A 23,773-nucleotide genomic window follows, 5' to 3' on the forward strand; every position below is an offset into this window, starting at 1 on the left:
GCAGCGGGGCAATGATCGACCACTCGCTCTCGGTCAGGTCGAACCGGGCCATCTGACGCTCCTCACCATCTGGAGCTTTGAATCAGGGCACGCCGAACACCGCAAGCTTTATGAGTTCACTACCTAGCTCGGCTGCGGCTTGCCGTATGTCTTGTAGCGCTCCTTCGCCGCGGCGATCTCCGCCGCTGACAGAATCCGGGGCGTCCCGGCGCCGCGCGCGAGAAGATACTGGCGGGCCAGCGTCTCCAGGCGGATGGCGGTGGCCAGGGCCGTCGCCGCATCCGGGCCCTGGACGATCATGCCGTGATTGGCCAGCAGGCAGGCCTTGTGGCCGGCGATCGCGCGCCCCGCGGCCTCGGCCAGGGCCGGCGTGCCGAAGGTGGCATAGGGGGCGATCGGCACGGTCGCACCGCCGAAGCCCACCACCATGTAGTGGAAGGCCGGCAGCGGCTCGTTCAGGCAGGACAGCGCCGTGCAGGCATCGGCATGGCTGTGGATGACGCAGCCGGCCTCCGGGCAGGCGGCATAGACGGCGGCATGCATCGGCCATTCGCTGGACGGCGCGCTGCCGGGGGCGGCCGGGCCCAGGATCGGCATGCGCACCATCGCCGCCGCCGTCAGGCTGTCGGCGGTGGCACCCGTCGGCGTCACCAGCATCTCGGCGCCGAGGCGGGCGCTGACATTGCCGCTGCTGCCATGGTTCAGCCCGTGCCGGGCCAGGGCCTTGTAGGTTTCCACCAATGTGGCGGCCAGGGCGTCGGTCATGCGGGGGTCTCCAGGGCGGCCAGGCTGCTGGCGAAAAGGTCGATGGCGCCGAGCTTCCCCGATTTCAGCACCAGCGCCAGGGGGTGCTCCAATTCCGCCAGGCAGCGGCCGACGCCGAGCGCGGCGAAGGGCGCCACCTGCAGCCGGGTGATGCCCAGCGCCTGCACCACGGCACCCGAGCTCTCGCCACCCGCCACCACCAGCCGCCGCACGCCGCGTGCGATCAGGCCTTGCGCCAGCGCCCCCAGCAGCGCTTCCGCCCGGCGCCCGGCCTCGATCGGGCCGAGGGCCGCCTGGGCGCGGGCCACGGCCTCCGGCTCGATCGAGGGCGACAGCGCCACGGGGCCTTCGGACAGCCGCGGCGTTGCCCAGTCCAGCGCCGCGGCCACGGTGGCCTCCAGCGGCGCCAGGGGGTCGAGCAGCCGCACCGGGTGCCCGGCATCGCGGAATGCGAAAAACTGGGCGCGGGTCTGCTCGGCGCAGCTGCCGGCCAGCACGGCGCCGGGGCCAGCGATGCCGGGCAGGGCAGGGGGCGCGGCCTCGGCCATCCAGCCGCGGGCGCGCCACAGCGCCGGGTAATACGCGGCGATCGAGGCGCCGCCGGTGGCCAGCGGCCAGTCCAGGCTGGCCTCGGCAAGCGCCTGCAGATCGGCCTCGACCACGGTGTCGGTGACCAGGAAGGGGCGGCCGGCCAGTCGCTCGGCCTCGGCTGCGGCGCGGATGGCCTCTGGCCCGGCGGCGATGGTCTCGAGGAAGAGGCTGCCCACCCCCAGCCGGGTCTGCGGCGCCAGCACCTGGCGCAGGTCAGATTGCGTCATCGGCGTCAGCGGGTCGTGCCGCTTCGGCGAATCGGCCAGCAGCTGGTCGGCGACGAACATGTGGCTGCGGAAGACGGTGCGCTTCGCCGCCGGATAGGACGGGCAGAAGATCACCGGCGCGGTCGGCGCGCCATCGCAGAGCCGCTCGGCCATGTTGCCGATGTTTCCGTCTGATGTGCTGTCGAAGGTGGCGCAGTATTTGAAGAAGACCTGGCGGGCGTTCAGCGCCGCAAACCGGGCGCGGCAGGCATCCGCCAGGGCCTCAGCCTCGCGCGGCGGCGCGACACGGCTTTTCAAGGCGACGACGATGGCGTGAAGTCCGTCGGGCGTCGCCGGCACGGCGTCGGGGCCGACCGCCAGCAGGGTGGCGGCGCCGCCGGCGACCAGCATGCCGGCCAGCTCCACCGCGCCGGTCAGGTCGTCGGCCAGGGCGCCGAGAAGCAGGGAAGGGGGCATGGATCGCTCCTTGCGCGGGGCTAAGATCAAATATGATATATCCAAATGGCCCCGAGGGAAGCCCGCCCTGGCGCAGGCGTGGAGTCTGCTTCCGCCCCCCTCCTCCGGCCGATGGACAGAAAAAGGTTCCAGGCATGAACGAGACCGATCTCTGCTTCACCCCGGCGACGGCGCTGGGCGATGCGATCCGCGCCAAGCAGGTCGCGCCCAGCGAGGTCACCGCCGCCGTGCTGAAGCGGATCGAGGCGCTGGAGCCGAAGCTGAACGCTTTTGCGCATCTGGCCGCCGAGCAGGCGATGGAGGCGGCGGAAGCGGCAGACGCGGCGATTGCCAAGGGTGCGCCGCTGGGGCCGCTGCACGGCATCCCGGTGACCATCAAGGACCATGAGGCGGTGGCCGGCATGCCGGTCGAATACGGCACGCATCTGCGCCGCGGCGACGTGGCGACGGCCGACAACGTCATGGTGTCGCGCCTGCGGGCCGCGGGCGCCATCATCCTGGGCAAGACCACCACGCCGGAATTCGGCTGGACCGGCGTCAGCCATTCGCCGCTGACCGGCATCACCCACAATCCCTGGAAGCAGGGCTTCAATGCCGGCGCGTCCTCGGCCGGCGCCGGGGTGGGGGCGGCCGCCGGCTATGGCCCGCTGCACCAGGGCAGCGACGGGGCGGGCTCGATCCGCATGCCGGCGCATTTCTGCGGCGTCTTCGGCCTCAAGCCCAGCTATGGCCGCATCCCGCAATCGCCGATGGCCGCCAGCGACTACACCGTGCATCTGGGGCCGCTGACCCGGACGGTGGCCGATTCGGCGCTGATGCTGAAGGTCATGGCCGGGCCGCATCCCGAGGACCAGTCCAGCCTGGAGGCGCAGCCGGCCGATTACCTGCGGCGCCTGCCCGACCGTCCCCGCCGCCCGCGCATCGCCTTCAGCGCCGATCTGGGCCATGCCCGGGTCGACCCCGAGGTGGCAGCGCTGGTGGAGAAGGCGGCGCGCGCTTTTGAGTCCGAGCTGGGCCTCACGGTGGAACCAGCCTCCACCCCCTGGGGCCCGCGCGGGCCGGAGCTGGCGCGGTTTTTCTGGCCGGCGCATTTCAGCCGCCATGCCGACCGGGTCGAAGAATTCCGCGACCGGATGGACCCGGGCTTCGTCGCCTGCCTCGAGGCCGGGCTGCACATTTCGCTCGCCGACTATCAGAAGATGCGGATCGTCAAATACGCCTATTGCGCCGAGATCCATCGCTTCTTCGAGGATTGGGACTTCCTCATCACCCCGGCGGTGTCCACCGCGGCCTTCCCGGCCGAGCTGCTGCAGCCGCCGCATTGGCCGCAGCACCCCTGGGACTGGATGAGCTGGGCGGAGTTCTCCTACCCGTTCAACCTGTCGCAGAACCCGGCGGCCAGCATCCCCTGCGGCTTCACCAGCGACGGGCTGCCGGTGGGCTTGCAGATCGTCGGCCGGCGCTTCGACGATCTGGGGGTGCTGCAGATGTCGGCGGCCTTCGAGGCGGTGCGGCCCTGGGCGCAGCACCGCCCGCCCGTCTGATCAGCCTGCGGAAGAAATCCGGCGACGCGCCGCCAGCAGCCCATGCTGCGGCGCGAAGACCAGGGCCAGCGCGAAAAGGCCGGACAGCACCAGCACGATGCTGCCGGCCGGCGACGCGTTGAAATGGAAGCTCAGCACGATGCCGGCGGCGTTCGACAGAAGCGCGCTGCTGGCGGCGATGGCGGCCATGCGGCCGAAGCGGTCGCTCAGCAGATAGCCGATGCAGCCCGGGGTGATCAGCAGGGCGACGACCAGGATCACCCCCACCGCCTGCACCCCGGCGACGACGGCCGCCGAGAGCAGCGCCAGGAACAGGTAGCGCAGGGCTGAGACATTAAGGCCGATGCTGCGGGCATGGCCGGCATCGAAGCAGAACAGCACCAGGTCGCGGCCCTTCACCGCCAGCACCACCAGCACGGCGCCGCCGACGGCCAGCGTCTGCCAGAAGTCTTCTGCCTCGATGCCCAGGATATTGCCGAACAGGATATGGGTGATGTGGGCTTCGGTGGTCAGGAAGGCCAGCAGCACCAGGCCTGCGGCGAACATGCCGGTGAAGACCACGCCCAGCGCCGCATCCTCCTTCACCCGGCTGTGCGACTGCACGAAGCCGGCGGACAGGGCGCAGGTCATGCCGGCGGCGAAGGCGCCGATGGCGATGGGAAAGCCCAGCGCCGAGGCGATCACCACCCCCGGCAGCACCGCATGCGCGATGGCGTCGCCCAGCAGCGACCAGCCCTTCAGCACGATGTAGCAGGACAGCAGGGCGCAGGCGGTGGCCACCAGGCTGCCGATCAGCAGGGCCTCGCGCATGAAGTCATGCGCGAAGGGGGCGAGCAGGGCGTCGATCACGGGGTGGCCTCCATCGCCGCGCGGCGGGCGCGGCGGCCGGCCAGCAGCCCGTGCTTTGGCGCGAAGACCAGGACGATGGTGAACAGCAGCGCCTGCAGGCTGACGATGACGCCGCCGGTGGAGCCGTCGAGGAAATAGCTGGCATAGGCGCCGACCAGCGCCGTGCCCGCGCCGATCGCCGTCGCCAGCTGCAGCATGCGGCCGAAGCGGTCGGTCAGCAGATAGGCGGTGGCCCCGGGCGCCACCAGCATGGCGATCACCAGCACGGCGCCAACGGCGACCATGGCGGCGACCGCGACGGCGGCGACGCTGCCCAGCAGCAGGATCTGCAACAGGTTCGTGTTCAGCCCGATGGCGCGGGCATGGCCGGCATCGAAGCACCACAGCATCAGGTCGCGCCCGCGCAGCAGCATCACCGCCAGCACGCCGCCCGTCACGATCAGCAGCTGCAGCGTGTCCTCCGGCGCGATGCCCAGCACATTGCCGAAGATGATGGTCTGCAGCCGGATATTGCTGGGGAAGAGTGTCAGCAGCACCAGCCCGGCGCCGAAGAAGGCGGTGAAGACCACGCCGATGGCGGCGTCCTCGCGGATGCGGCTGTTGCGGCGGATGAAGCCCATGAACCAGGCCGCCAGCAGGCCGGAGGCGAAGGCCCCCAGCGCGAAGGGCAGCCCCAGGATCCAGGCCAGCGCCACCCCCGGCACCACCGCATGCGACAGGGCGTCGCCCAGCAGCGACCAGCCCTTCAGCGCCACGAAGCAGGAAAGCAGGCCGCAGATGGCGCCGATCGCCGCCGAGACCAGCATGGCGTTGCGCATGTATTCGTAGTCGAAGGGGACCAGCAGGGCTTCCATCATGGCCGGGGCTGCAGCTGCCCCAGCAGGCGGCCTTCGGCATCCATCACCAGCTGCGCGCCATCCGGGCTGGGCACCAGGGTGACGCCGGCGCCGGCGGCCTGGGTGGCGGCGGTGCCGCCGAAGGCGCGGGCCAGGTTGGCCGGCGTGAAGACTTTCTCCGTGGGGCCGGCGGCGAGCACCGTGCCCTTCACCAGGGCGACCTGGTCGCAGAAGCCCGGGACGCTGGCCAGGTCATGCGTCGAGACCAGGATGATCCGCCCTTCCGCCCGCAATTCCCGAAGCAGGGAGACGATCTGCTCCTGGGTGGTGACGTCGACGCCGCCGAAGGGCTCGTCGAGCAGGATGATGCGGCCGTCCTGGGCCAGGGCGCGGGCCAGGAAGACCCGCTTCTTCTGCCCGCCCGACAGCTGGCCGATCTGGCGGTCGGCGAAGTCGAGCATGCCGACGCGGGCCAGCCCCTGCTCCACCGCGCGGCGATCGGCGGCGGACGGGATGCGCAGGCTGTTCATATAGCCGTAGCGGCCCATCATGACGACGTCGCGCACGCTGACCGGGAAGGCCCAGTCGACCTCCTCGGCCTGGGGCACATAGGCCAGCCAGTTGCGGCGCTGGGCGGTGGCCACGCTCTCGCCGGCGATGCGGACGCTGCCGGCGGCGGGCGTCACCAGCCCCATCACCACCTTGAACAGCGATGACTTGCCGGCGCCGTTGACGCCGAGCAGCCCGCAGATGGTCGGCCGGTCCAGCACCAGCGTCGCCTCGCGCAGCGCCACATGGCCATTGGCATAGGCGACGGTGGCACCCTCGACACGCAGCTCCATGCGCGGGGCGGCCAGGGCGGGGACCGGGCTGTCGGCCGCGGGCGCGATGCGCTCCAGCAGCCAGTCGCCGAAACCGCGCAGGGGCGAGCGGGGCAGCAGCAGGGGAGGGGAGGCGGCGCCCATCAGCATGCTCAGCTTCTCCCGGCCTGGAAGGCGGCGAGGATCGCCTTCGCGTTGTAGTCCAGCAGCCGCAGGAAGGTCGGCGCGTCGCCCTCCGGCCCGGTCAGGCTGTCGACATGCAGCACGCCGGCGAAGCGCGACCGTGCCTCCCGCGCCACCTGCTGCATGGCGCGGTCGCTGACCGTGCTTTCGCAGAACAGCACAGGAATCTTCTGGCGGCGGACGGTGTCGACGACTTTCCGGATCTGCCGCGGGGTGCCTTCCTCCTCGGCGTTGATCGGCCAGAGGTAGAGCTCCTGCAGCCCGTAATTGGCGGTCAGGTAGGAGAAGGCGCCCTCGCAGGTCACCAGCCAGCGCTGCGCATCCGGGATGCCGGCCAGCTGGGCGCGGATCGGCCCGTCGAGGGCGCGGATCTCGGCGGTGTAGCGGGCGGCATTGGCGGCATAGACCGCCGCATTGGCCGGGTCGGCCGCGGCCAGCGCCTTGCGGATGTTCTCGACATAGAGCACCGCATTGGCCGGCGACATCCAGGCATGCGGATTGGCGCGGCCCTTATACGGCCCCTCGGTGATGGCGATCCCGGCGATGCCGTCGGTCAGCACGGCCGAGGGCACATCCTTCACCCGCTGGAAGAAGCGCTCGAACCAGCGTTCCAGCCCCATGCCGTTCCACAGCACCAGGTCGGCGCCCTGGGCCTTCACGATGTCCTGGGGCGTCGGCTCGTAGTCGTGGATCTCGGCGCCCGGGCGGGTGATGGATTCCACCACCGCGGCGGTGCCGGCCACGTTCTGCGCCATGTCCTGCAGGATGGTGAAGGTGGTCACCACCCGCAGCGGGCGGTCACGCGCCTCGGCGAGGGAGGGCAGGGCCAGCAGCCCGGCCAGCAGGGCCAGGCCAGCGGTCTTTCCGGCAATCCGTCGCGTCAGGCGCATCCAAACTTCCCCTCGTCGGCCAAGCTGTGGTCACGGCAGCCATTTGATGCCCGCCATTGAGCATGTAGCCGAGGCTACAATCAAGAGGCTTGGTTGGGGTTTCGTCAAACCGCCACATTTTGCGGTGAGGGGAGAGAGGGCTGAAACAAGAACGGGGCCGTAAAGGCCCCGTTCCCGCTCGTAGCTGGATGGATGGTCAGATGGTGCCGTGGATCGGCTCGTCGGCGGCGCGGCCATGCCACCAGCGGCCGGCGATCACCACGCCCTCGGCGACCAGGCGCTGGCTGCCTTCCAGCCGCTCGCCGACCACGTCGACATAGTCGAAGCGGCCCTCGCGCAGCGACAGGATGGAGGCGTCGCCGATGCTGCCCGGCTTCAGCGTGCCCAGCTCCCGCCGCTGCAGCGCCGCCGCCGCCAGGTTGGTCGAGGCGGCGATGACGTCCGACAGCGGCACGCCGAGGCAGAGAAACTTCGACAGCGTCGTCACCTGGTCGAAGGCCGGCCCGGTGATGCAGAGCGAATGGACGTCGGAAGAGATGGTGTCGGGCATGAAGCCGTTGGCCAGCATGGCGCGGGCCGTCTTGAAGGCGAAGGAGCCCTGGCCATGGCCGATATCGAACAGCACGCCGCGGTCGCGCGCGGCCAGCACGGCCTGCTTCACCTTGCCCTGGGCGTTCACCGGGGAGTTGGGGAAGGGGCGGAAGGCATGGGTCAGCACGTCGCCCGGGCGCATCTGGGCGATGACCTCCTCATAGCTCGGCGGCGGATGGTCGATATGGACCATCAGCGGCATGCCGACCTCGTCGGCCACCTGCAGCGCGATGTTCAGCGGCACCGCGCCCGAGGTGCCGGAGGAATGCCGCCCGACGCGGACCTTGATGCCGACCACGACGTCGCGGTTGGCATCCGCCACCTGCACCGCCTCGATCGGGTTCATCAGGCGCAGCTCCTCGCTCTCGCCCACCATGACGCGCTTGGAGAAGCCGAAGATGCCGGCATGCGAGACATGCAGATAGGCCAGGATGCGGACCTGGCTGCGCTCGATCACATGCTTGCGGAAGCCGGCGAAATTGCCCGGGCCGGCGCTGCCGGTGTCGACCGCCGTGGTCACCGCCGAGATCCGGGCGAATTCTTCCGCGTTGACGCCGAGCGAGGTGCCGCCGTCATAGACATGGGTGTGCAGGTCGATCAGGCCGGGGGTGACGATCAGCCCGCTGACATCGCGCCGCTCGCAGCCCGGCGGCGCCGCGATCGAGGGCGCCAGCTTCGCTACCTTGCCGCCCTCGAAGGCGACATCCATCACCCCGTCGATCTTCTGCGACGGGTCCACCACCCGGCCACCGGCCAGGATCAGATCATAGGCCATCCGCTCAGCTCCCAAAGCTTGCTGTCCGCGAGCCTGCCACCCTTGGCGCGGCCTTCCTAGACGCGTGGAGTCTGGTGCCGCCCCCCTGGCCGGGCCGCGCGTCACGGGGGAATGGTGCGACGCTGGCGGGGCCGTTTCCTATTTTGCGGGCCATGAAAACCGCTGCCCTCGTCGCCTGCCTGGCCCTGCCGCTGTCGGCCTGGGCCGCCAGCCCTGCCCCGCCCTCGCCGCGCCCAGCGGCGGCGCCGTCTTCCACGCGCCCGACGAGACCCTGCCGCTGTACCAGGCCAGCTTCCGCCGCGAGGGCGAGCGCTGGATCCCCGCCAGCCTGCAGGCCGGCATCGGGCGCATCGGCACCGGCGGCGCCGGCGGCGATGCGCCGCTGGTCGAGGAGAAAGCCGCGCCGCTGCAGCACGCCTTGCCCGGCGGCGGCCTGATCCTGGCGCTGCGCACCACCAGCAGCGTTCAGGGCAGCACGATCTTCGGCCTGGAGATCTTCCGGCTGGAGGCGGCGCGCAGCCAGTGGCGCCATGGCGGCACCATCCCGGCCGGCAGCGACAACGGCGCCGCCTGCGCCCCGCCGCGCACCCCCTGCGTCACGCTGAAGGGTTCGCCGGTCTTCGATGCCCGGGCCGCGATGGCGCGGCCCGGCTGGCCGGTGATCACCATGTCGCTGGACCGCACCGAAGAACGCGGCGGCCGCGACGTGACGCTGACGGGGGCCGAGATGAAGCGCTACGGCTACGACCCCGACCAGGGCCGGTATCGCGCGCTCGGCGACAACGAGCCGCCCGGCCAGGCGGCCATGGCGACATCGACCATCGCCGCCAGCGCCGCCTCGCCCGCGCCGTCGCGCGCCTGCACCGACATGCCCTGCTGCACGCCGAGATAGAAGCGCCCGAGCGCCGCGACATCGACGCCGGCCGGCAATTCGCCGGCAAGCTGCGCCGCCGCCAGCCGCCCGGTGACCTTCGCCAGGATGGCCGCGCGCATCCCGGCCAGCAGCGACCTCGCCTGGCAGGCCTCGGTGTCGCCAAGGCTGGCCAGCGTCACCATGCAGCCGCAGGAATCCTCGGCCAGCGTCGTGGCCGAATCCAGCAGCAGCGACCGCATCGCCTCGCGCGCCGTCGGCGCCGCGTCGAAGCCGGTCCAGATGCGCGGGCCGAAGCGCTCGCCATAGAGCGTCAGCGCCTCGGCATAGAGCGCCTCCTTGCTGCCGAAGGCGGCGTAGAGGCTGGGCGAGCCGATGCCCATCGCCTGGCACAGCTCGGCCACCGACGTCGCGCTGTAGCCGCGCCGCCAGAACAGCAGCATGGCCGCGGCCAGTGCGCGCTCGCGATCGAAGCTCCGGGGACGTCCGCGTTCGGCCATGGCACCTATTTCTCTATCGATCGTTATATAATTCACTTGACGCCGTGTCGCAACCGGCGGCAAGCTTTATGTATCGAACGACACAGAAAGAGCTTTCCCATGGATCTTCTCGGCAAGCGCGCCCTCGTGACCGGCGGGTCCCGCGGCATTGGCGCGGCCATCGCCCTCGAGCTGGCGCGCCGCGGCGCCGATGTCGCCATCACCTATGTCAGCTCCCCCGATCGCGCGGCCGGCGTGGCGAAGGAGATCGAGGCGCTGGGCCGCCGCGCCCTGGCCATCGCCGCCGACAGCGCCGACCCTGCCGCCATCCGCCGCTCGGTGGAGGAGGCGGTGGCCGGCCTCGGCGGGCTCGACATCCTGGTGAACAATGCCGGTGTCGCCCGCGGCGGCCCGCTGGAGTCGATGAGCCTCGACGACATCGACGCCATCATCAACGTCAATATCCGCGGCGTGGTGCTGTCGATCCAGGCCGCGATCCCGCATCTGTCGCAGGGCGGCCGCATCATCAGCATCGGGTCGTGCCTGGCCGAGCGCGTCGCCCAGCCCAATATCAGCGTCTATGCGATGAGCAAGTCGGCGCTGCTGGCCCTGACCCGCGGCCTGGCGCGCGACCTCGGCCCCCGCGGCATCACGGTGAACCTGGTCCATCCCGGCCCGACCGACACCGACATGAACCCCGCCGCCGGTCCCCAGGCGGAAGGCCAGCGCGCCGGCATCGCCCTCGGCCACTACGGCAAGCCGGAGGACATCGCCGCGGCGGTGGCCTACCTCGCGGGGCCGGGCGCGGCCCAGGTGACGGGGACGGGGATCGTCGTCGATGGCGGGCTGAACGCTTAGCGGACTGAGCCCCTCCTGCCGGACAGGGGGGGCGCCCCTGAATTACCCCCCCTCAGCGAGGCGGCTGCCGGTGGAACGCCGTGGGCGTTGTCGCAGGGGTTGCCGCGGTTGGAATGGTGCAGGGCCGCCAGCCTCCGCCGGATGCCGGCCGATGGCATCGCCCACCACCCGGCGCGACCCGGCATCGAGGATGATGATGCGGGAGGAAGCGGAGAGGGCGCGGATTGGCAAAGGCGCTCGCATAGCCGGCAATCTGGCGGTGCCCCAGGCCCTGCAATGCGCAGAAGGATGCTCTGGCAAGGAGGCGTGGTGGAGCCGCCCGCCTCCACGCGTCGCAGCGTCCGCGAACAGACAACGGTCGCGGCAGCTGCTCTCGCGCTCCGCGAGCGGCAGAGGCTCAGACCGGGCGGCGAGGCTCAGAGGCCGCTGAACCAGTTGAAGCCCAGCTTCTCCCAATATCCCGGGCTGTAGTGGTTGGTCACCTCGATCGCCGTGATCCACTTCGGATTCTTGAAGCCGAGCTTGGTCGAGGTGCGCAGCCGCAGCGGGTAGCCGAAGGGGTCCGGCAGTTCCTCCCCGGCGTATCGCGTGGCCAGCAGCGTCTGCGGATGCAGCGCCGTCGCCATGTCGATGCTGCTGGGATAGTCGTCGGCGGTCTGGAAATTGACGTAGCGGGCGCGGGTATCGGCGCCGATCCGCCGCAGGAAATCGCCCAGCGGCACGCCGGACCACTGGCCGATATAGTCCCAGCCCTCGACGCAGATATGGCGGATCACCATCTCTTCCTGCGGCAGGGCGGCGAGCCGGGTGGCGGTCCAGGGCGCGCGGTCCTCGATCAGCCCAGACAGTTCCAGCCGCCAGCCGGCGCCGTCGACCGGCTTCACCTCCGTGATGTCGTAATAGGCGTTGAAGCGCGGCGGCTTCAGCACCATCGAGGCCGGATAGGTCGGCGCCAGCTTCCGCGGGTCGAAGATCCAGGCCTGGACACGGTCGTTCAGCCGGGAGAAGCGCTGCAGCGCCGCCCCGATGGCGTCCGAATCCCCGGCATCGCAGCCGGTCAGCAGCGCCAGCGCGCCGAGCGAGATGCCCTGCCGCAACAGGCCCCGCCGCTGCAGCGAGCGGATCGCCGGGCGATGCTCGCGCAGGATCGCCGGATCCGGCCGCCGGGCGGGGCGGAAGAAGGACTTCATGGCGCGGCGCCCGGGCGGGGCGGCGGGGCCGGCAGGCGCGGCCCGCCGGTCAGCATCGCGCGGATCGTGCTGGGCACCAGCAGCGCCAGCAGCACATGCACGACCAGGAAGCCGACGATCACCGCCATGCCGAGGAAATGCACCAGCCGCGCGCCCTGGAACTCGCCCAGCAGCCAGGTCAGGGTCGAGAACTGCACCGGCTTCCAGATCGCCAGGCCGCTGACCACCTGGGCGATGCCGGCCAGGATCACGACGATGTAGAGGATCTTCTGGATCGCGTTGTAGCGCGTCAGGTCGTCATGCACGAGCTTGAGCCGCAGCGTGTCACGCAGCGTGGCGCGAAGATCGGCCAGGGTGATCGGCAGGAAGCGTTCGCGGAAGCGGCCGGTGAGCAGGCCATAGCCCAGGTAGAACAGCCCGTTCACCGCCAGGAACCACATGCCGGCGAAATGCCACAACAGGCTTTCCGCCGCCCAGCTGCCCAGCCGCAGCGGGCCGAAATGCAGGCCGCCGATGATGACGGCGTCGTTGTAGATGCCCCAGCCCGACAGGATCATCACGATCATGGCCACGGCGTTCAGCCAGTGCATGATGCGCAGCGGCAGGGGGTGCAGGCGTCGCCTCCGGCTGGTCGGCATGGTGCTCCTCTCCGCCGCCGCGGGAACGGCTGATCCGATCGGGTTGCGCAAGACCTTTCGCCGCGGCGCCGCGGAAGTTACGCCGCCGCGCGCGGCTCAATGCGAGGGCTTCACCAGGGCCACGCGGATGACCTCGGCCGGCGGCAGGGCGGCGGCGCTTCCGGCCACGAAGTCCGGGAAGGCATCGAGCTGCCCCGGCGTGAATTCGACGCAGACCATGTATTCGCCGAGCAGCGCCAGCCCCTCCACCGGCACCGCGATCGGGCGGGTGAAGAAGCCGAGGATGCCGCCATAATCGATCACCACCTGCAGGGTGCCATCGGCCCGCCGCACCACCGCCCGCACCCGGCCGAGGCTGGGCTGGCTTTCCAGCGGCTGCAGCACCGGCCGCCGCAGCAGGTCGCCGACGCGGACCGGCTGCGGGAAACGGCGGGCGGCGGCCTCGGCCAGGCTCATGCCTTCCGGCCGCGGCTTCTGCGCGCGCGCGGCACCGGCACTGGCTAGCAGCAGCAGGAGGGCACGGCGACCGAGGCGGAAAGATCGCGGCGTGGCCATGGGTCACCCGTTCATGGAATTGGCCGCGGCCGCGAGGCCGGGCGGCATTCTGGCCGGAGGCGTGCATGCGCCGAATGCCATCGGTTGTAAGGCTGCCTTCCTGCGGCCCACAAGCAGGATCGGGCGCCGCGGATTTCTTTCTGCGCCGCGCCGATACGGGGTAACCTTCGGCTCCGGGTCAGCGAAGAAGCCTCGGGCGCTGCGCCTGACACGCCCGGACGCGGCCCCAGCACGAGGATGCCGATTTGACCATGAGGCCGCCGCCCACGCCCGGCGACGCCTGCCGCCGCGCGCCGCCGATCGGCCTGCTGCTGTGCGGGATGCTGCTGGGCGGGCTGACCATCGCCGGCGTGGCCCTGGATGCGCCGCATGCCGTCGATCCCGTCTATTCCGAGCGCGTCGCCCTGCTGACCGGCATCCTGGCGCTGTCGGGCATGGCCTATCTGGCGGCGGTCTTCCTGGTGCTGCGCGGTGCCGCGGCGGCGCGCGGCCTGTGGTGGATCCTGGGGCTCGCCGCCCTGCTGCGGCTGCTGCTGCTGCTGCAGCCACCGGCGCTGTCGAGCGACATCTACCGCTATGTCTGGGACGGGCGGGTGCAGGCCGCCGGTATCAACCCCTATCGCCATATTCCCGCCGATCCGGCCCTGGCGCCGCTGCGCGAGCCGTCGATCTATCCGAAGATCAACCGGGCCGATTATGCGCGCACCATCTATCCGCCCGCGGCGCAGCTGGTCTTCGCCGCGGTCGGCCGGGTGTGGGACGGCGTGACCGGCATGAAGCTGGCGATGCTGGGCTTCGAGGCGCTGGGCATGGCCTGCATGCTGCGGCTGCTGGCCGCCGCCGGGCTGCCGCGCGCGCGCATCCTGATCTATGCCTGGAACCCGCTGGCGCTGTGGTCCTTCGCCAGCGACGGCCATGTCGATGCCATGGCCGTCGGCCTGATCGGCCTGGCCCTGCTGCTGCGCTACCGCGGCCGCCAGGGCTGGGCCGGCGCCGTGCTGGCCGCCGCCGTGCTGGTGAAGTTCCTGCCGGTGGTGGTGGCGCCGGCCCTGCTGCGCGGCGGCCGCTTCTGGCGACCGGCGCTGGCGGGATCGGCGCTGATCCTCGGCCTCTACGCGCTGTACAGCTCGGCCGGGGCGCAGGTGCTGGGCTTCCTGCCCAGCTATGGCACGGAGGAAGGCCTCGCCGATGGCAGCGGCTTCTGGCTGCTGGCCGGGCTGGCGCGGCTGGGGCCGCTGCCGGGCTGGGCGCCGCCGCTGTACCTGGCGCTGGTGGCGGCGGGCTTCCTGCTGGCGCTGCGGCCGCTGCTGCGGGCGCCGGCCGGCACGATGGAGGCGGTCACCCTGTGCCGCCATGCCGGGATGCTGATGGCGGCCACCATGCTGGCGCTGTCGCCGCGCTATGCCTGGTATTTCCCCTGGCTGGCGCTGCCCGCCGTGCTGGCGCCCTCGCCCGGGCTGATCTGGCTGGGCTCGGCCGCGGTGCTGTTCCACATCGATCCCTGGAACGAGCGCTTCCTGTGGCGCGCCCTGGTCTTCCTGCCCGCGCTGCTGCTCTTCGCCCTGGAATTCCGCCGCGGCCGCCGCGGCGGCTGAGCGCGCTCAGCCGGGGGCCTGCGCCAGCTCGGCCATGCCCGCCTCGAAGCCGACCTCGGGCTGCCAGCCCAGGCGCTGGCGCAGCCGCTCGGACGAGGCGGTGATATGGCGCACATCGCCCAGCCGGTATTCGCCGGTCACCAGCGGCGCCGGCCCCTCCAGCGCGCGCGACAGCGCCGCCGCCATCTCCCCCACTGTGCGCGGCGTGCCGGAGCCGACATTGAAGGCCGCGACCCCCTCGCCATGCCGCTCGCAGGCGGCGACCGTGGCCGCGGCGATGTCGCGGACATGGATGAAGTCGCGCCGCTGCCCGCCATCCTCGAAGACCCGCGGCGCCCGGCCCGCCCGCAGCGCCGAGGTGAAGATCGAGGCCACCCCGGCATAGGGCGTGTCGCGCGGCATGCCCGGCCCATAGACGTTGTGGTAGCGCAGCATGGCCACCGCCCCGCCGGTGCTGCGCGCCCAGTTCGCCGCATAGAATTCCTGCGCCAGCTTGCTGGTGGCATAGGCGTTGCGCGGGTCGGGCGGCGCCGCCTCCTGCACCAGATCGGGGCCCAGGCTGCGGCCGCAATGCGGACAGGGCGGCTCGAAATCGCCGGCGGCCAGCGCCGCCTCGCGCCGCGGCGCCGGCCGCACCGCGCCATGCTCGGGGCAGAGGCCGAAGCCCTCGCCATAGACTACCATGGAACTGGCCAGGGTCAGCCGCGCCACGCCGCGCCGCGCCATGGCGGCCAGCAGCACCGCCGTGCCGGCATCGTTGGAGGACGCGTAATCCGGCATGTCGCCGATATCGACGCCGAGCCCGACCTTGGCGGCCAGATGCACCACCCCCTGCACCCCGGCCAGCGCCGCCTCCACTGCTGCTGCATCCCGCATATCGGCGCGGTGCAATTCCACCCCGGCGGGCGGGGTCCAGGCCTGCTCGGCGCGATGCACGTCGGGGCGCAGCGAATCCAGCACGCGCACCGCATGGCCGCGCCGCAGCAGCGCAGCCAGCACATGCTGGCCGATGAAGCCGGCGCCGCCGGTCAGGAGCAGGTGCATAAGGTCGTCGTCTCCGGCTATCGGGTGGCGCGGGGCGGCTGGCGCAGCTGCACGGCCAGGCGCAGGAAGGTGGCGGTGATCTTCCAGGCCGCCCGCAGCCCGGCGACCAGCTGGCCGGAGACCTTGGACTCGCCGCCGCGCCGGCAGCGGTGGTCGACCGGGATTTCCAGGCAGCGCAGCCCGCCGGCGGCGGCGCGCATCTGCATCTCCAGGTTCCAGCCGAAGGTTTCCTCGCGCATGCCCAGCGCCCGCAGCCGGTCGGCGCGGATGGCGCGCAGCGGCGACATGTCGGTGAAGGCCACGCCGTAGCTGCGCCGCAGCAGCAGCCCGGCGATGCGCCCGGCCAGCAATTGCTGCGGCGTCAGGCTGCCCGGCTCCCGCCTCCCGCGCAGCCGCGAGCCGATGACGAAATCCGCCTCGCCGCGTGCCAGCGGCGCCACCAGCTGCGGCAGGAAATCCGGCACGTCGCTGCCATCGCCATCCATGAAGCACAGGATCTGGTCGCCGCCCGGCGCCGCGGCGACGCCGGCAGCGCAGGCCCGGCCATAGCCGCGCCGCGGCTGGCCGACGACGCGCGCCCCGGCCGCCGCGGCGACCTCGGCGGTGCGGTCGGTCGAGCCGTTGTCGACGACGATGACCTCGGCGACGCCCTGGGCCAGGACGTCGCGCACCACCTGGGCGATCGGCGCTTCCTCGTTCAGGCAGGGGATGATGACGGTGACGCGGGTCCCGGCCGGGATCAAAGCCCGATCTCCATCTGGACAGCGGCGCGGCGGCGCTCGACGAAGCGGCGCGTCATCGGCGCATCCTGCAGCGGCAGGCCGCTGCCCACGAAGCCCGGGCGGCGGCCGGCCAGCTCCGCCTCCAGCATGGCGTAGGAGACGGCGTCGTCGATGTCGTACCAGCTGTCCAGCACCAGCGGCTCCAGCCCGATCTCGGCGGCGCGCTGCAGGGTGCGCTGGAACACCGTCGAGGTGCTCCAGGCGATCTCCTCGAACAGGCGGCGATGCGGGTGGCGCAGGCCGATGAAGGTGTAGCCGCCGTCGAAGGCCGGCGAGATCACCATCTCCCGCCCCGTCTGCAGCGCCGTCACCCCGGCCTGCAGCAGGGCGGGCGGCAGGGTCGGACTGTCGGAATTGATCAGCATGGCGCCGGCATGCCCGGCCGCCAGCAGCCCGGCCATGCCCTGCAGCAGCCGGTCGCCCAGGTCGCCCTCGCCCTGCAGCAGCAGCCGGAACTCCGGCGGCAGCAGCGCCTGCAGCGCGGCCTCCGACCCGGCCGGCGTGTAGACGGCATAGGGCTGCGCCGCGGCGCGCGGCAGGCCGGCGATGGTCGCGCCCAGGTCATGGATGAAGCAGCCGGAGATCTCGGCGCATTCCTCCGGCCGCAGCGGCGGCGACAGCCGGGTCTTCGACCGTCCGGCGACAGGCGTCTTGCAGATCACGGCAACAGCGACGGATCCCATGGATCGGCACTCCCCCTGCATGGCCCATCGCCGTCATCGCCAGCCGAGCCAGCGCCCGAAGACCCCGCCGCCCAGGGCGATCAGCCCGACGGAGACGCCATGCGCCAGCAGGTCGATGGCCGTGACATCGAAAGGATGGAAAAAATTCAGCAGCGTCGCCGCCGCGGCCGCGACCGCCAGCCCGGCCAGCAGCCCGGTCTGCCCGGGCCGTGTCGAGAACCCGCGCCGCAGCATCAGCCCGATCGCCAGGGAGAGCGGCAGCGAGACCATCGCGATGAACGGCACGCATTCCATCACCGCCTGGTCGAGCGAGGCCGGCGGCGCCGCCGGCCCGAGGCTCTGGCCCAGGCAGCCAAGCCCGCTGGCCGCGACCCACAGCAGCAGCCCGGGCAGCGGCAACAGCCCCCAGCGCGCATCCCGCCCCGGCACCGCCGCGAGAAACGCCGCCCAGGCCGCCAGCGCCGCGGTCAGGGCCGATCCCAGCATGGCGACGCCGATTTCCGGCCGCATGGCCATCCGCTGCAGCAAGGCGCCAGGCTGCGCCAGCGTCGCCAGCAGCAGGCCCAGCGCCACGGCGATCGCCAGCCAGGTCAGGGCACGCTGCCCCGGCGGCGCCAGGCGGCCGACCGGCTGCAGGTCCTGCGCCAGCCGGCCGATCAGCCGGGCATGGTCGTCAGCGCGGGTCATCGCCGGCGGGCTCCCCCGTCAACCGGGCCCGCAGCGCCTTGATGGCGCGGTGCAGGTTGACCTTCAGCGCGCCCTTGCTGCGACCGGTGGCCTGGGCGGTGTCCTCCAGCGAGCGTTCGGCCATGGCGAGCTGCTCCACCGCCTGCCGCTGCGCCTGTGGCAAGCCGCGCAGGGCGCTGGCAAGCTGGCGGCGGCGGTCCTGCGCCTCCAGCCGGCTGTCCGCCGCCTCGGCCGGGTCGGGGATGCTGTCATAGCCGCCCGGCACGGCGGCGGCTCTGCCTGGCTGGCGGCCCCGGCGCCGCAGCGCGTCGACCGAGCGCCGCCGCGCGATGGCCCGCAGCCAGGGCAGGAAGGGCCGCGCCGGATCATAGGTGTGGCGGGCACGGTGAACGGCCAGAAGCGTGTCCTGCACGACATCGTCCACCGCATCCCCGCGGAAGCCCTGGGCGCGGACGGCCGCGGCGATGACCGGGACGCAGCCGGCCAGCAGGATGCGATATTCCGCGGCGTCACCGGCCTGCGCCGCGACCATGCTCCTGGCCAGTTTCAGCTCGAGCTCGGTCAGCACGGCTTCGCCTTGCTGCGGGGCGGGTGACGTCTGACTGTCACCCCCATCGGCAGGGCCTGTAAAGCAGGAAGCCACGATCACGGCCATGGGGACGGGCCGCGACGACCGGGCGCCCGGGGCGCTGTCACGCGCAGGCTGCGAAAGCTGGCGCGGCACGGGCTGCATGACGGGGGCGATGCATGAGGGCTCTCGGCCGCTGGCGGCGGCCGGGACGGGCGCCTACCCCCGACACTTCGCCGGCTGGTCGGGATGGTTACACGGCGACGCGAATCTTATTCCTGACGCGCTGCCGCCATGGCGGAGAGCGAGGGAGGAACGAGAGGGACGAAAGACTGAGGCCGGGCTCTGGCAGGAAGGTCTGCTGCCGTCGCCTGCAGTCCAAAGCAGAGGCGGCGTCGTCCAGAGACGTGACGGCCTGGCCGGGCCGGCGGCTTTCAAACCGTGTCGGCCGCGGGACCGGGCCATGCCCGGTCATGCCGGCGTGACATCGTCCACGAGCCCGCGCCGGTCGACATCGGCGCCGTTCCGATCGCCGCATCCGCCCCGGGGCAGGCGGTGGCGGGCCGCCGGCTCCGCGATCAACGGGCCCGAAAGCGGACGGGCGCCATCAATGCCGCCTGCAGGCTTGCCGCGTCCCGATCGCAGGGTCACGCTGTGGCGATCAATTCCCTGATCCGGCTCGCAAGGGCTTCCATGGCGAAGGGCTTGGTCATCACATGCATGCCGGGCTCCAGATGCCCGTCGCCGACCACGGCGTTCTCGGCATAGCCGGTGATGAACAGCACCTTCAGATGTGGCCGGCTCACGCGCGCCGCGTCGGCCATCTGGCGCCCGTTCATTCCGCCCGGCAGGCCCACATCGCTGACCAGGAGATCGATCTGGGTGTCCGAGCGCAGCACCTTCAGCCCCGAAGGGCCGTCCGCCGCCTCGATGGCCGTGTAGCCCAGGTCGGCCAGCACCTCGGTCACCAGCATGCGGACGGTGGGCTCGTCGTCGACGACCAGCACCGTCTCGCCTTGCTGCGCCCGCGGCGCGCCCGACAGCTCTGGCGCAAGCTCGGCGACATCCGTGTCGCCGACGTGGCGCGGCAGATAGAGGCAGACATTGGTGCCCCGGCCCAGCTCCGAATAGATGCGCGCCTGGCCGCCGGACTGGCGCGCGAAGCCATAGATCATGGACAGGCCGAGGCCGGTACCCTGGCCAAGCGGCTTGGTCGTGAAGAACGGGTCGAAGGCCTTGGCGATGACATCCGGCGACATGCCGGTGCCGGTGTCGGAAACGCAGAGCGACACATACTGGCCCGGCATCAGGTCGCGGCCCTGCGCGGCACGCTCGTCCAGCCAGCGGTTCGCCGTCTGGATGGTGATCCGGCCGCCCTCCGGCATGGCGTCGCGGGCGTTGATGCAGAGGTTCAGCAGGGCGTTCTCCAGCTGCGGCGGGTCAACCAGCGTGGTCCACAGCCCGCCGGCGCCGACCACCTCCAATTGGATCGCGGGTCCCACCGTGCGGCGGACGAGCTCCTCCATCCCCGCCACGAGACGGTTCGCGTCGGTCGGCTTCGGGTCCAGCGTCTGGCGCCGCGAAAAGGCCAGCAGCCGGTGGGTCAGGGCGGCGGCACGCTTGGCGGCGCCCTCGGCCGCCGTGACGTAGCGGTCGAGGTCCTTCACCCGACCCTGCGCCATGCGCGTGCTCAGCAGCTCGAGGCTGCCGGTGATGCCGGTCAGCAGGTTGTTGAAGTCGTGCGCCAGCCCGCCGGTCAGCTGACCCACGGCCTCCATCTTCTGCGCCTGCCGCAGCTGTTCCTCGGAGCGCTGCAGCGCTTCGGCCTGCTCCCGCTCCGTCGTGGTGTCACGCCCCACCGCGACGATCATCCCGTCATCGGGCCCGGCCGTCCAGGTGATCCAGGCATAGCCGCCATCGGCCCGACGGTAACGGTTCTCGAACCGCGCATAGGCGGTCCCTTCCGAGATGGCCTTGGCGCCCTCGGCCGTGTGGCCGAGATCCTCGGGGTGGATCAGGCTGAGCAGGCTGGTCCCGAGCAGCTCCTCCTCGCGCCAGCCCAGGATCCTGGTCCAGGCGGGATTGATCGCCAGGATGCTGCCATCGAACTCCGCGATCAGCATCAGGTCGGTCGACATGCGCCACAGCCGGTTCCGGTCCGCCGTCCGCCGGGCGACCTGCTGCTCCAGCGTCTCATTGACCTGGCGCAGGGCCGCTTTCGACCTGGCCTGCTCCAGCGCGGCCCAGGTGCGGTCGGCGACGGCGCGGGCGAAGGTGACCTCCTCCTCGGTCCACTGGTGCTCGCACGAGGTATGGGCGAACACCACGGCGGCCAGGCGTCCGCCGTCCAGCAGCGGCACGTTGAGCAGCGAGCGGACCCCGATCGCCGCGAACTCCGCCGAGCCGGGGCGCGTGCGGGGGTCGCAGGCCACATCGCTGACGGCGACGACGTCGTTGCGCTTCATGTCCTCGATGAACGAGCCGAAGGCGCGGAAGTCGTGCAGCCCGGCCAGGGAGGCCATGCCCGGGCCGTCGCTCCAGTCGCGCTCGATCATGACCGTCTCGCTGGCCGCATCGACGGCGCCGTAGCCCGCCCGGGACACGCCCAGGGTGCGGCCGACGATCCCGGCCGCGGCGGCCGCCATGGCCGAAGGGTCGTCGAGGTCGCGCAGGCGGTCGGCAAGCTCCAGCAAGGCGTCGCGGCGCCGGTCGGCCTGCCTGCGCCCGGTCAGGTCGAACATGGCGCCGAGCATGCGGACGGCACGGCCATCGCGGTCACGGATCACGGAACCGCGATTCAGCACCTCCGCATAGGCGCCGTCGGCGCGCCGGAAGCGGTACTCGTCGGTCCAGCTGGTGCCGCCGCCATCGACAACCGCGCGGATGCTGCCGGCGACGCGGTCCCGGTCCTCCGGATGGATATGGGCCATCCACCAGCGGCCATCCGGCGCCACCCGGGCGGGGGGCCAGCCATAGGCGTCCTGCAGCGCCTCGTTCCACAGCACGCTGTCATCCGCGAGGTTCCAGTCCCAGATGGCGTCGCGGGTGGCACGTTGCGCCAGCTGAAAGCGCTCGTTGACCGCCGCCAGGACTTCGCCCGCCAGGTGCTGCTCGGTGCGGTCCCGCAGCATCTTGAGGTAGCCGACATGGGCGCCGCGCTCGTCGCGCAGCGGCAGCATCTCGCCCGAGGCCCAGAAACGGGCGCCGTCCTTGCGCTGGTGCCAGCGTTCGTCGGCGGCCCGGTCGTTCTGGACCGCAAGCCGCATCTCGGCCTCCGGGATCCCGGCTTCGCGGTCCTCGGCGGTGAAGAAACGGTCGGCTTGCTGGCCCAGCATTTCGCCCTCGGACCAGCCGAGCACGTTCTCGGCGCCGGTGTTCCACCCGGTGATCCTGCCCCCGAGGTCGATGCTGACGATGGCGAAGTCGGTGGCGCTGTCCAGGGTCTGGCGGCGCAGCGAATCCGCCCGGTCGCGCTCGGCCAGCGCCCGGCGAAGCGCGATCTGGCTGCTGGCCTGCGCAGCCAGGGCCTTCAGGGCAAAGCGCTGGCGCGCGTCGAGGCCGTCCGGGCGCGCCACCGTGTCGATGACGCAGAGCGCGCCGACCGGCACCCCCTCCGCCAGAAGCGGCATGCCCGCATAGAAGCGGATGCCAGATGGGCCGGTCACCAGGGGGTTGTCCGCGAAGCGAGGGTCGATGGCGGCATCGGGCACCACCATTCCCTCGGGCTCCAGCATGGCCGCCGGGCAAAAGGCGATGTCGCGCGGGATAGTGCGGGTGCCGAGGCCGATCTCGGCCTTGCCCCATTGCCGGTCCTCGGCGACGAGGTGAATGGCGGCTATCGGCACGCCGACGAGGTCCGCCGCCAACCGCACCAGGTCGTCGTAGGCCTGCTCGGGCGGGGTATCCAGCAGACCCGTCCGGTGGAGCGCGGCAAGGCGCTCCTCCTCCGTCCAAAGGCGCGCCCCGTCGCCGCTCACGGGACGCAGCTCTCTGCGCAGGCCAGAGCTCGCTCCTGGAGGATGCGCTGGAGACCCTGGCGAACCGGGATGGCGGGGGCTGGGGAGGGCATCATTCTAATCTATGCAAGTATTACGCGCGGTCAAACCCCGGTTTCAGCGTGGAGTTTCAGTCCATCACCTGAATCTTGGCCTTTAATTCTGGGAACTTGTTGCTCAATGGTTCCGGCGAGGCCGGAAGGACCGGTCGGCAGCTTCGTTGAGCGCATCGACGCTGCCAGGCGCCCCCGCAACCTCGAGGCTCGGCGTCGCAACGAACGCCGGTTGGCAAAGCCGATGCAGGCGTGGTCCGAGCCCCTCCTGCCGGGCCGGCGGGGCGCCGTTGGATGACCCGCCCCTCGGCGAGGCGGGTGTCGCCCGAACGGCCTCGGGTTTTTGGAGACCTCGTCGATCCAGCGGGGCAGGCCCTCGGCCAGCCGGTCGACGGTCTCGCAGGCCATCGGGTGGAGCTCCTCGACCTCGAGCGTCTTCGTGAAGCTGTCGGCAAAGGCCTTGTCGCGGAGGTTGCCGCGGTCGGCATGGCGCAGGGCGGCCCGCGTCAGCCGGATGTCGACCTGCCGGGCGCTGCAGGGCCCACCACCCGGCGCAGGCTGTCGCCACGCTGGGGCTCCAGGCTGTGAACCCGGTGCTTCGTCATGGCTTGCAGCCTCCCCGAAGCCTCGCGAGGGGGTGGTGAATTCAGGGGGGCGGACGGTCCTGGAGTGGGGGGCTCAGCCCAGCCTGGGGGAATTCACGCCCCCAGGTCTTCGGACAGACGACGTCAGCATGCCCCAGGACTTTGTCTGATCGCGCGATTCAGGCTTTAGTTCACCACGACAACTTCTTCCTCGGCATCCGCCTGGTAGATGTCGTGCAGCACCCCCAGCAGGCGTGCCACCCGCGGATCGGCGACGCGGTAGTGGATGGTCGTCCCGGCGCGGCGGGTGGCGACCAGGCCGTCCTCGCGCAGGCGGGCCAGGTGCTGGGACAGCGCCGGCTGCGACAGGCCGACCAGCTCGGCCAGGCGGCCGACGGTGACCTCGCCTTCGCCGATCAGGTGGCACAGCAGCAGCAGGCGGCGCTCGTTGGCCAGCATGCGCAGCAGGTTGGCGGCCTCGGCGGCGTGGGTTTCGACGTCGGCGAGGGGGTTGTGGAAGTCAAGCATGTCCATGGCGCGTCATTCCTGGGGGGCGATTTCGCCCTGTTCCATCAGCTCAAACCACATCGCGTTCAGCACGGCAAAGGCGGCGGCCAAAGGCAGGCCGAGCAGCCAGGCGAAGTACCACATGGTCGTCGTTCC

The 23,773-nt window shown here is 71.5% G+C and carries 22 protein-coding genes; 3 read left to right on the forward strand and 19 right to left on the reverse strand.

Features of this window, described 5'->3' with window-relative positions; translation table 11 throughout:
* Positions 1-123: 123 nt before the first annotated feature.
* Both GVN67_RS09155 and otnK read right to left on the reverse strand, forming a co-directional pair.
* A complete protein-coding gene (locus tag GVN67_RS09155) occupies positions 124-765 on the reverse strand; it encodes a class II aldolase/adducin family protein (protein WP_159995035.1) in 642 nt (213 codons plus the stop codon).
* Positions 762-2,039: a 3-oxo-tetronate kinase gene (gene otnK, locus GVN67_RS09160; RefSeq protein WP_159995037.1), complete on the reverse strand. Its 1,278-nt coding sequence runs from the start codon at positions 2,037-2,039 to the stop codon at positions 762-764. Before otnK ends, GVN67_RS09155 begins: the two co-directional genes overlap by 4 nt.
* A gap of 134 nt (positions 2,040-2,173) precedes the next feature.
* Here otnK and GVN67_RS09165 point away from each other — a divergent pair, with 134 nt between their 5' ends.
* Positions 2,174-3,583 carry an amidase gene (locus tag GVN67_RS09165; RefSeq protein WP_159995039.1) on the forward strand — a complete coding sequence of 470 codons (1,410 nt, stop codon included), beginning with the start codon at positions 2,174-2,176 and terminating at the stop codon, positions 3,581-3,583.
* On the opposite strand, the gene GVN67_RS09170 is transcribed toward GVN67_RS09165, so the two are convergent.
* From GVN67_RS09170 to GVN67_RS09195, 6 genes are all read right to left on the reverse strand, one after another.
* The gene (locus tag GVN67_RS09170; RefSeq protein ID WP_235035201.1) at positions 3,584-4,432 is read right to left on the reverse strand and encodes a metal ABC transporter permease; all 849 of its coding nucleotides are present in this window, start codon (positions 4,430-4,432) and stop codon (positions 3,584-3,586) included.
* Entirely contained in the window at positions 4,429-5,289 is an 861-nt protein-coding gene (locus GVN67_RS09175; protein WP_159995041.1) for a metal ABC transporter permease, read from the reverse strand. Before GVN67_RS09175 ends, GVN67_RS09170 begins: the two co-directional genes overlap by 4 nt.
* On the reverse strand, positions 5,286-6,239 hold the full coding sequence (locus tag GVN67_RS09180; RefSeq protein ID WP_304621453.1) for a metal ABC transporter ATP-binding protein: 954 nt from the start codon (positions 6,237-6,239) through the stop codon (positions 5,286-5,288). The genes GVN67_RS09175 and GVN67_RS09180 overlap by 4 nt, the downstream gene beginning before the upstream one ends.
* 2 nt (positions 6,240-6,241) lie before the next feature.
* Positions 6,242-7,162: a metal ABC transporter substrate-binding protein gene (locus GVN67_RS09185; RefSeq protein WP_159995043.1), complete on the reverse strand. Its 921-nt coding sequence runs from the start codon at positions 7,160-7,162 to the stop codon at positions 6,242-6,244.
* Between the two features lie 196 nt (positions 7,163-7,358).
* Entirely contained in the window at positions 7,359-8,528 is a 1,170-nt protein-coding gene (locus GVN67_RS09190; protein ID WP_159995045.1) for an amidohydrolase/deacetylase family metallohydrolase, read from the reverse strand.
* 741 nt (positions 8,529-9,269) lie between these two features.
* A complete protein-coding gene (locus GVN67_RS09195; protein ID WP_159995047.1) occupies positions 9,270-9,899 on the reverse strand; it encodes a TetR/AcrR family transcriptional regulator in 630 nt (209 codons plus the stop codon).
* Between the two features lie 99 nt (positions 9,900-9,998).
* Between GVN67_RS09195 and GVN67_RS09200 the strand changes: the two genes are divergently transcribed.
* Positions 9,999-10,736, forward strand: a complete 738-nt coding sequence (locus GVN67_RS09200) for a 3-oxoacyl-ACP reductase family protein (RefSeq protein WP_159995049.1) — start codon at positions 9,999-10,001, stop codon at positions 10,734-10,736.
* Positions 10,737-11,152: 416 nt separating this feature from the next.
* On the opposite strand, the gene GVN67_RS09205 is transcribed toward GVN67_RS09200, so the two are convergent.
* From GVN67_RS09205 to GVN67_RS09215, 3 genes are all read right to left on the reverse strand, one after another.
* Positions 11,153-11,926: a molybdopterin-dependent oxidoreductase gene (locus GVN67_RS09205; protein WP_159995051.1), complete on the reverse strand. Its 774-nt coding sequence runs from the start codon at positions 11,924-11,926 to the stop codon at positions 11,153-11,155.
* Complete coding sequence (locus GVN67_RS09210) at positions 11,923-12,564, reverse strand: cytochrome b/b6 domain-containing protein (RefSeq protein WP_159995053.1); 642 nt, start codon at positions 12,562-12,564, stop codon at positions 11,923-11,925. Before GVN67_RS09210 ends, GVN67_RS09205 begins: the two co-directional genes overlap by 4 nt.
* Positions 12,565-12,660: 96 nt before the next feature.
* A complete protein-coding gene (locus GVN67_RS09215) occupies positions 12,661-13,020 on the reverse strand; it encodes a hypothetical protein (protein ID WP_200845189.1) in 360 nt (119 codons plus the stop codon).
* A gap of 350 nt (positions 13,021-13,370) precedes the next feature.
* Here GVN67_RS09215 and GVN67_RS09220 point away from each other — a divergent pair, with 350 nt between their 5' ends.
* Complete coding sequence (locus GVN67_RS09220) at positions 13,371-14,714, forward strand: glycosyltransferase 87 family protein (protein WP_200845190.1); 1,344 nt, start codon at positions 13,371-13,373, stop codon at positions 14,712-14,714.
* A 6-nt stretch (positions 14,715-14,720) separates the two neighbouring features.
* Here the strand turns inward: GVN67_RS09220 and GVN67_RS09225 are convergent, their stop codons facing one another.
* The 8 genes from GVN67_RS09225 to cydX form a co-directional block, all read right to left on the reverse strand.
* A complete protein-coding gene (locus GVN67_RS09225; RefSeq protein ID WP_159995057.1) occupies positions 14,721-15,758 on the reverse strand; it encodes an NAD(P)-dependent oxidoreductase in 1,038 nt (345 codons plus the stop codon).
* 17 nt (positions 15,759-15,775) lie between these two features.
* On the reverse strand, positions 15,776-16,501 hold the full coding sequence (locus GVN67_RS09230) for a glycosyltransferase family 2 protein (RefSeq protein WP_159995059.1): 726 nt from the start codon (positions 16,499-16,501) through the stop codon (positions 15,776-15,778).
* Entirely contained in the window at positions 16,498-17,223 is a 726-nt protein-coding gene (locus tag GVN67_RS09235) for a TIGR04282 family arsenosugar biosynthesis glycosyltransferase (protein WP_159995061.1), read from the reverse strand. The genes GVN67_RS09230 and GVN67_RS09235 overlap by 4 nt, the downstream gene beginning before the upstream one ends.
* Positions 17,224-17,256: 33 nt before the next feature.
* The gene (locus GVN67_RS09240) at positions 17,257-17,910 is read right to left on the reverse strand and encodes an NrsF family protein (RefSeq protein ID WP_159995063.1); all 654 of its coding nucleotides are present in this window, start codon (positions 17,908-17,910) and stop codon (positions 17,257-17,259) included.
* Positions 17,897-18,478, reverse strand: a complete 582-nt coding sequence (locus tag GVN67_RS09245) for a sigma-70 family RNA polymerase sigma factor (RefSeq protein WP_200845191.1) — start codon at positions 18,476-18,478, stop codon at positions 17,897-17,899. Before GVN67_RS09245 ends, GVN67_RS09240 begins: the two co-directional genes overlap by 14 nt.
* 647 nt (positions 18,479-19,125) lie before the next feature.
* Positions 19,126-22,455 carry a PAS domain S-box protein gene (locus tag GVN67_RS09250; protein WP_200845192.1) on the reverse strand — a complete coding sequence of 1,110 codons (3,330 nt, stop codon included), beginning with the start codon at positions 22,453-22,455 and terminating at the stop codon, positions 19,126-19,128.
* 841 nt (positions 22,456-23,296) lie between these two features.
* Positions 23,297-23,644, reverse strand: a complete 348-nt coding sequence (locus GVN67_RS09255; protein WP_368667228.1) for an ArsR/SmtB family transcription factor — start codon at positions 23,642-23,644, stop codon at positions 23,297-23,299.
* 6 nt (positions 23,645-23,650) lie between these two features.
* A complete protein-coding gene (cydX, locus tag GVN67_RS09260) occupies positions 23,651-23,761 on the reverse strand; it encodes a cytochrome bd-I oxidase subunit CydX (protein WP_076956464.1) in 111 nt (36 codons plus the stop codon).
* Between the last annotated feature and the right edge of the window lie 12 nt (positions 23,762-23,773).

It is taken from the genome of Roseomonas sp. 18066 (genome assembly GCF_902706185.1).
Taxonomy (GTDB): Bacteria; Pseudomonadota; Alphaproteobacteria; order Acetobacterales; family Acetobacteraceae; genus Pseudoroseomonas.

Excerpts from the sequence above, each read along its gene's own strand:
- GVN67_RS09155 (WP_159995035.1), bottom strand. The coding sequence starts at position 765 with ATGACCGACGCCCTGGCCGCCACATTGGTGGAAACCTACAAGGCCCTG.
- otnK (WP_159995037.1), bottom strand. The coding sequence starts at position 2,039 with ATGCCCCCTTCCCTGCTTCTCGGCGCCCTGGCCGACGACCTGACCGGC.
- GVN67_RS09165 (WP_159995039.1), top strand. The coding sequence starts at position 2,174 with ATGAACGAGACCGATCTCTGCTTCACCCCGGCGACGGCGCTGGGCGAT.
- GVN67_RS09175 (WP_159995041.1), bottom strand. The coding sequence starts at position 5,289 with ATGATGGAAGCCCTGCTGGTCCCCTTCGACTACGAATACATGCGCAAC.
- GVN67_RS09180 (WP_304621453.1), bottom strand. The coding sequence starts at position 6,239 with ATGCTGATGGGCGCCGCCTCCCCTCCCCTGCTGCTGCCCCGCTCGCCC.
- GVN67_RS09185 (WP_159995043.1), bottom strand. The coding sequence starts at position 7,162 with ATGCGCCTGACGCGACGGATTGCCGGAAAGACCGCTGGCCTGGCCCTG.
- GVN67_RS09190 (WP_159995045.1), bottom strand. The coding sequence starts at position 8,528 with ATGGCCTATGATCTGATCCTGGCCGGTGGCCGGGTGGTGGACCCGTCG.
- GVN67_RS09195 (WP_159995047.1), bottom strand. The coding sequence starts at position 9,899 with ATGGCCGAACGCGGACGTCCCCGGAGCTTCGATCGCGAGCGCGCACTG.
- GVN67_RS09200 (WP_159995049.1), top strand. The coding sequence starts at position 9,999 with ATGGATCTTCTCGGCAAGCGCGCCCTCGTGACCGGCGGGTCCCGCGGC.
- GVN67_RS09205 (WP_159995051.1), bottom strand. The coding sequence starts at position 11,926 with ATGAAGTCCTTCTTCCGCCCCGCCCGGCGGCCGGATCCGGCGATCCTG.
- GVN67_RS09210 (WP_159995053.1), bottom strand. The coding sequence starts at position 12,564 with ATGCCGACCAGCCGGAGGCGACGCCTGCACCCCCTGCCGCTGCGCATC.
- GVN67_RS09215 (WP_200845189.1), bottom strand. The coding sequence starts at position 13,020 with ATGAGCCTGGCCGAGGCCGCCGCCCGCCGTTTCCCGCAGCCGGTCCGC.
- GVN67_RS09220 (WP_200845190.1), top strand. The coding sequence starts at position 13,371 with ATGAGGCCGCCGCCCACGCCCGGCGACGCCTGCCGCCGCGCGCCGCCG.
- GVN67_RS09225 (WP_159995057.1), bottom strand. The coding sequence starts at position 15,758 with ATGCACCTGCTCCTGACCGGCGGCGCCGGCTTCATCGGCCAGCATGTG.
- GVN67_RS09235 (WP_159995061.1), bottom strand. The coding sequence starts at position 17,223 with ATGGGATCCGTCGCTGTTGCCGTGATCTGCAAGACGCCTGTCGCCGGA.
- GVN67_RS09240 (WP_159995063.1), bottom strand. The coding sequence starts at position 17,910 with ATGACCCGCGCTGACGACCATGCCCGGCTGATCGGCCGGCTGGCGCAG.
- GVN67_RS09255 (WP_368667228.1), bottom strand. The coding sequence starts at position 23,644 with ATGGACATGCTTGACTTCCACAACCCCCTCGCCGACGTCGAAACCCAC.
- cydX (WP_076956464.1), bottom strand. The coding sequence starts at position 23,761 with ATGTGGTACTTCGCCTGGCTGCTCGGCCTGCCTTTGGCCGCCGCCTTT.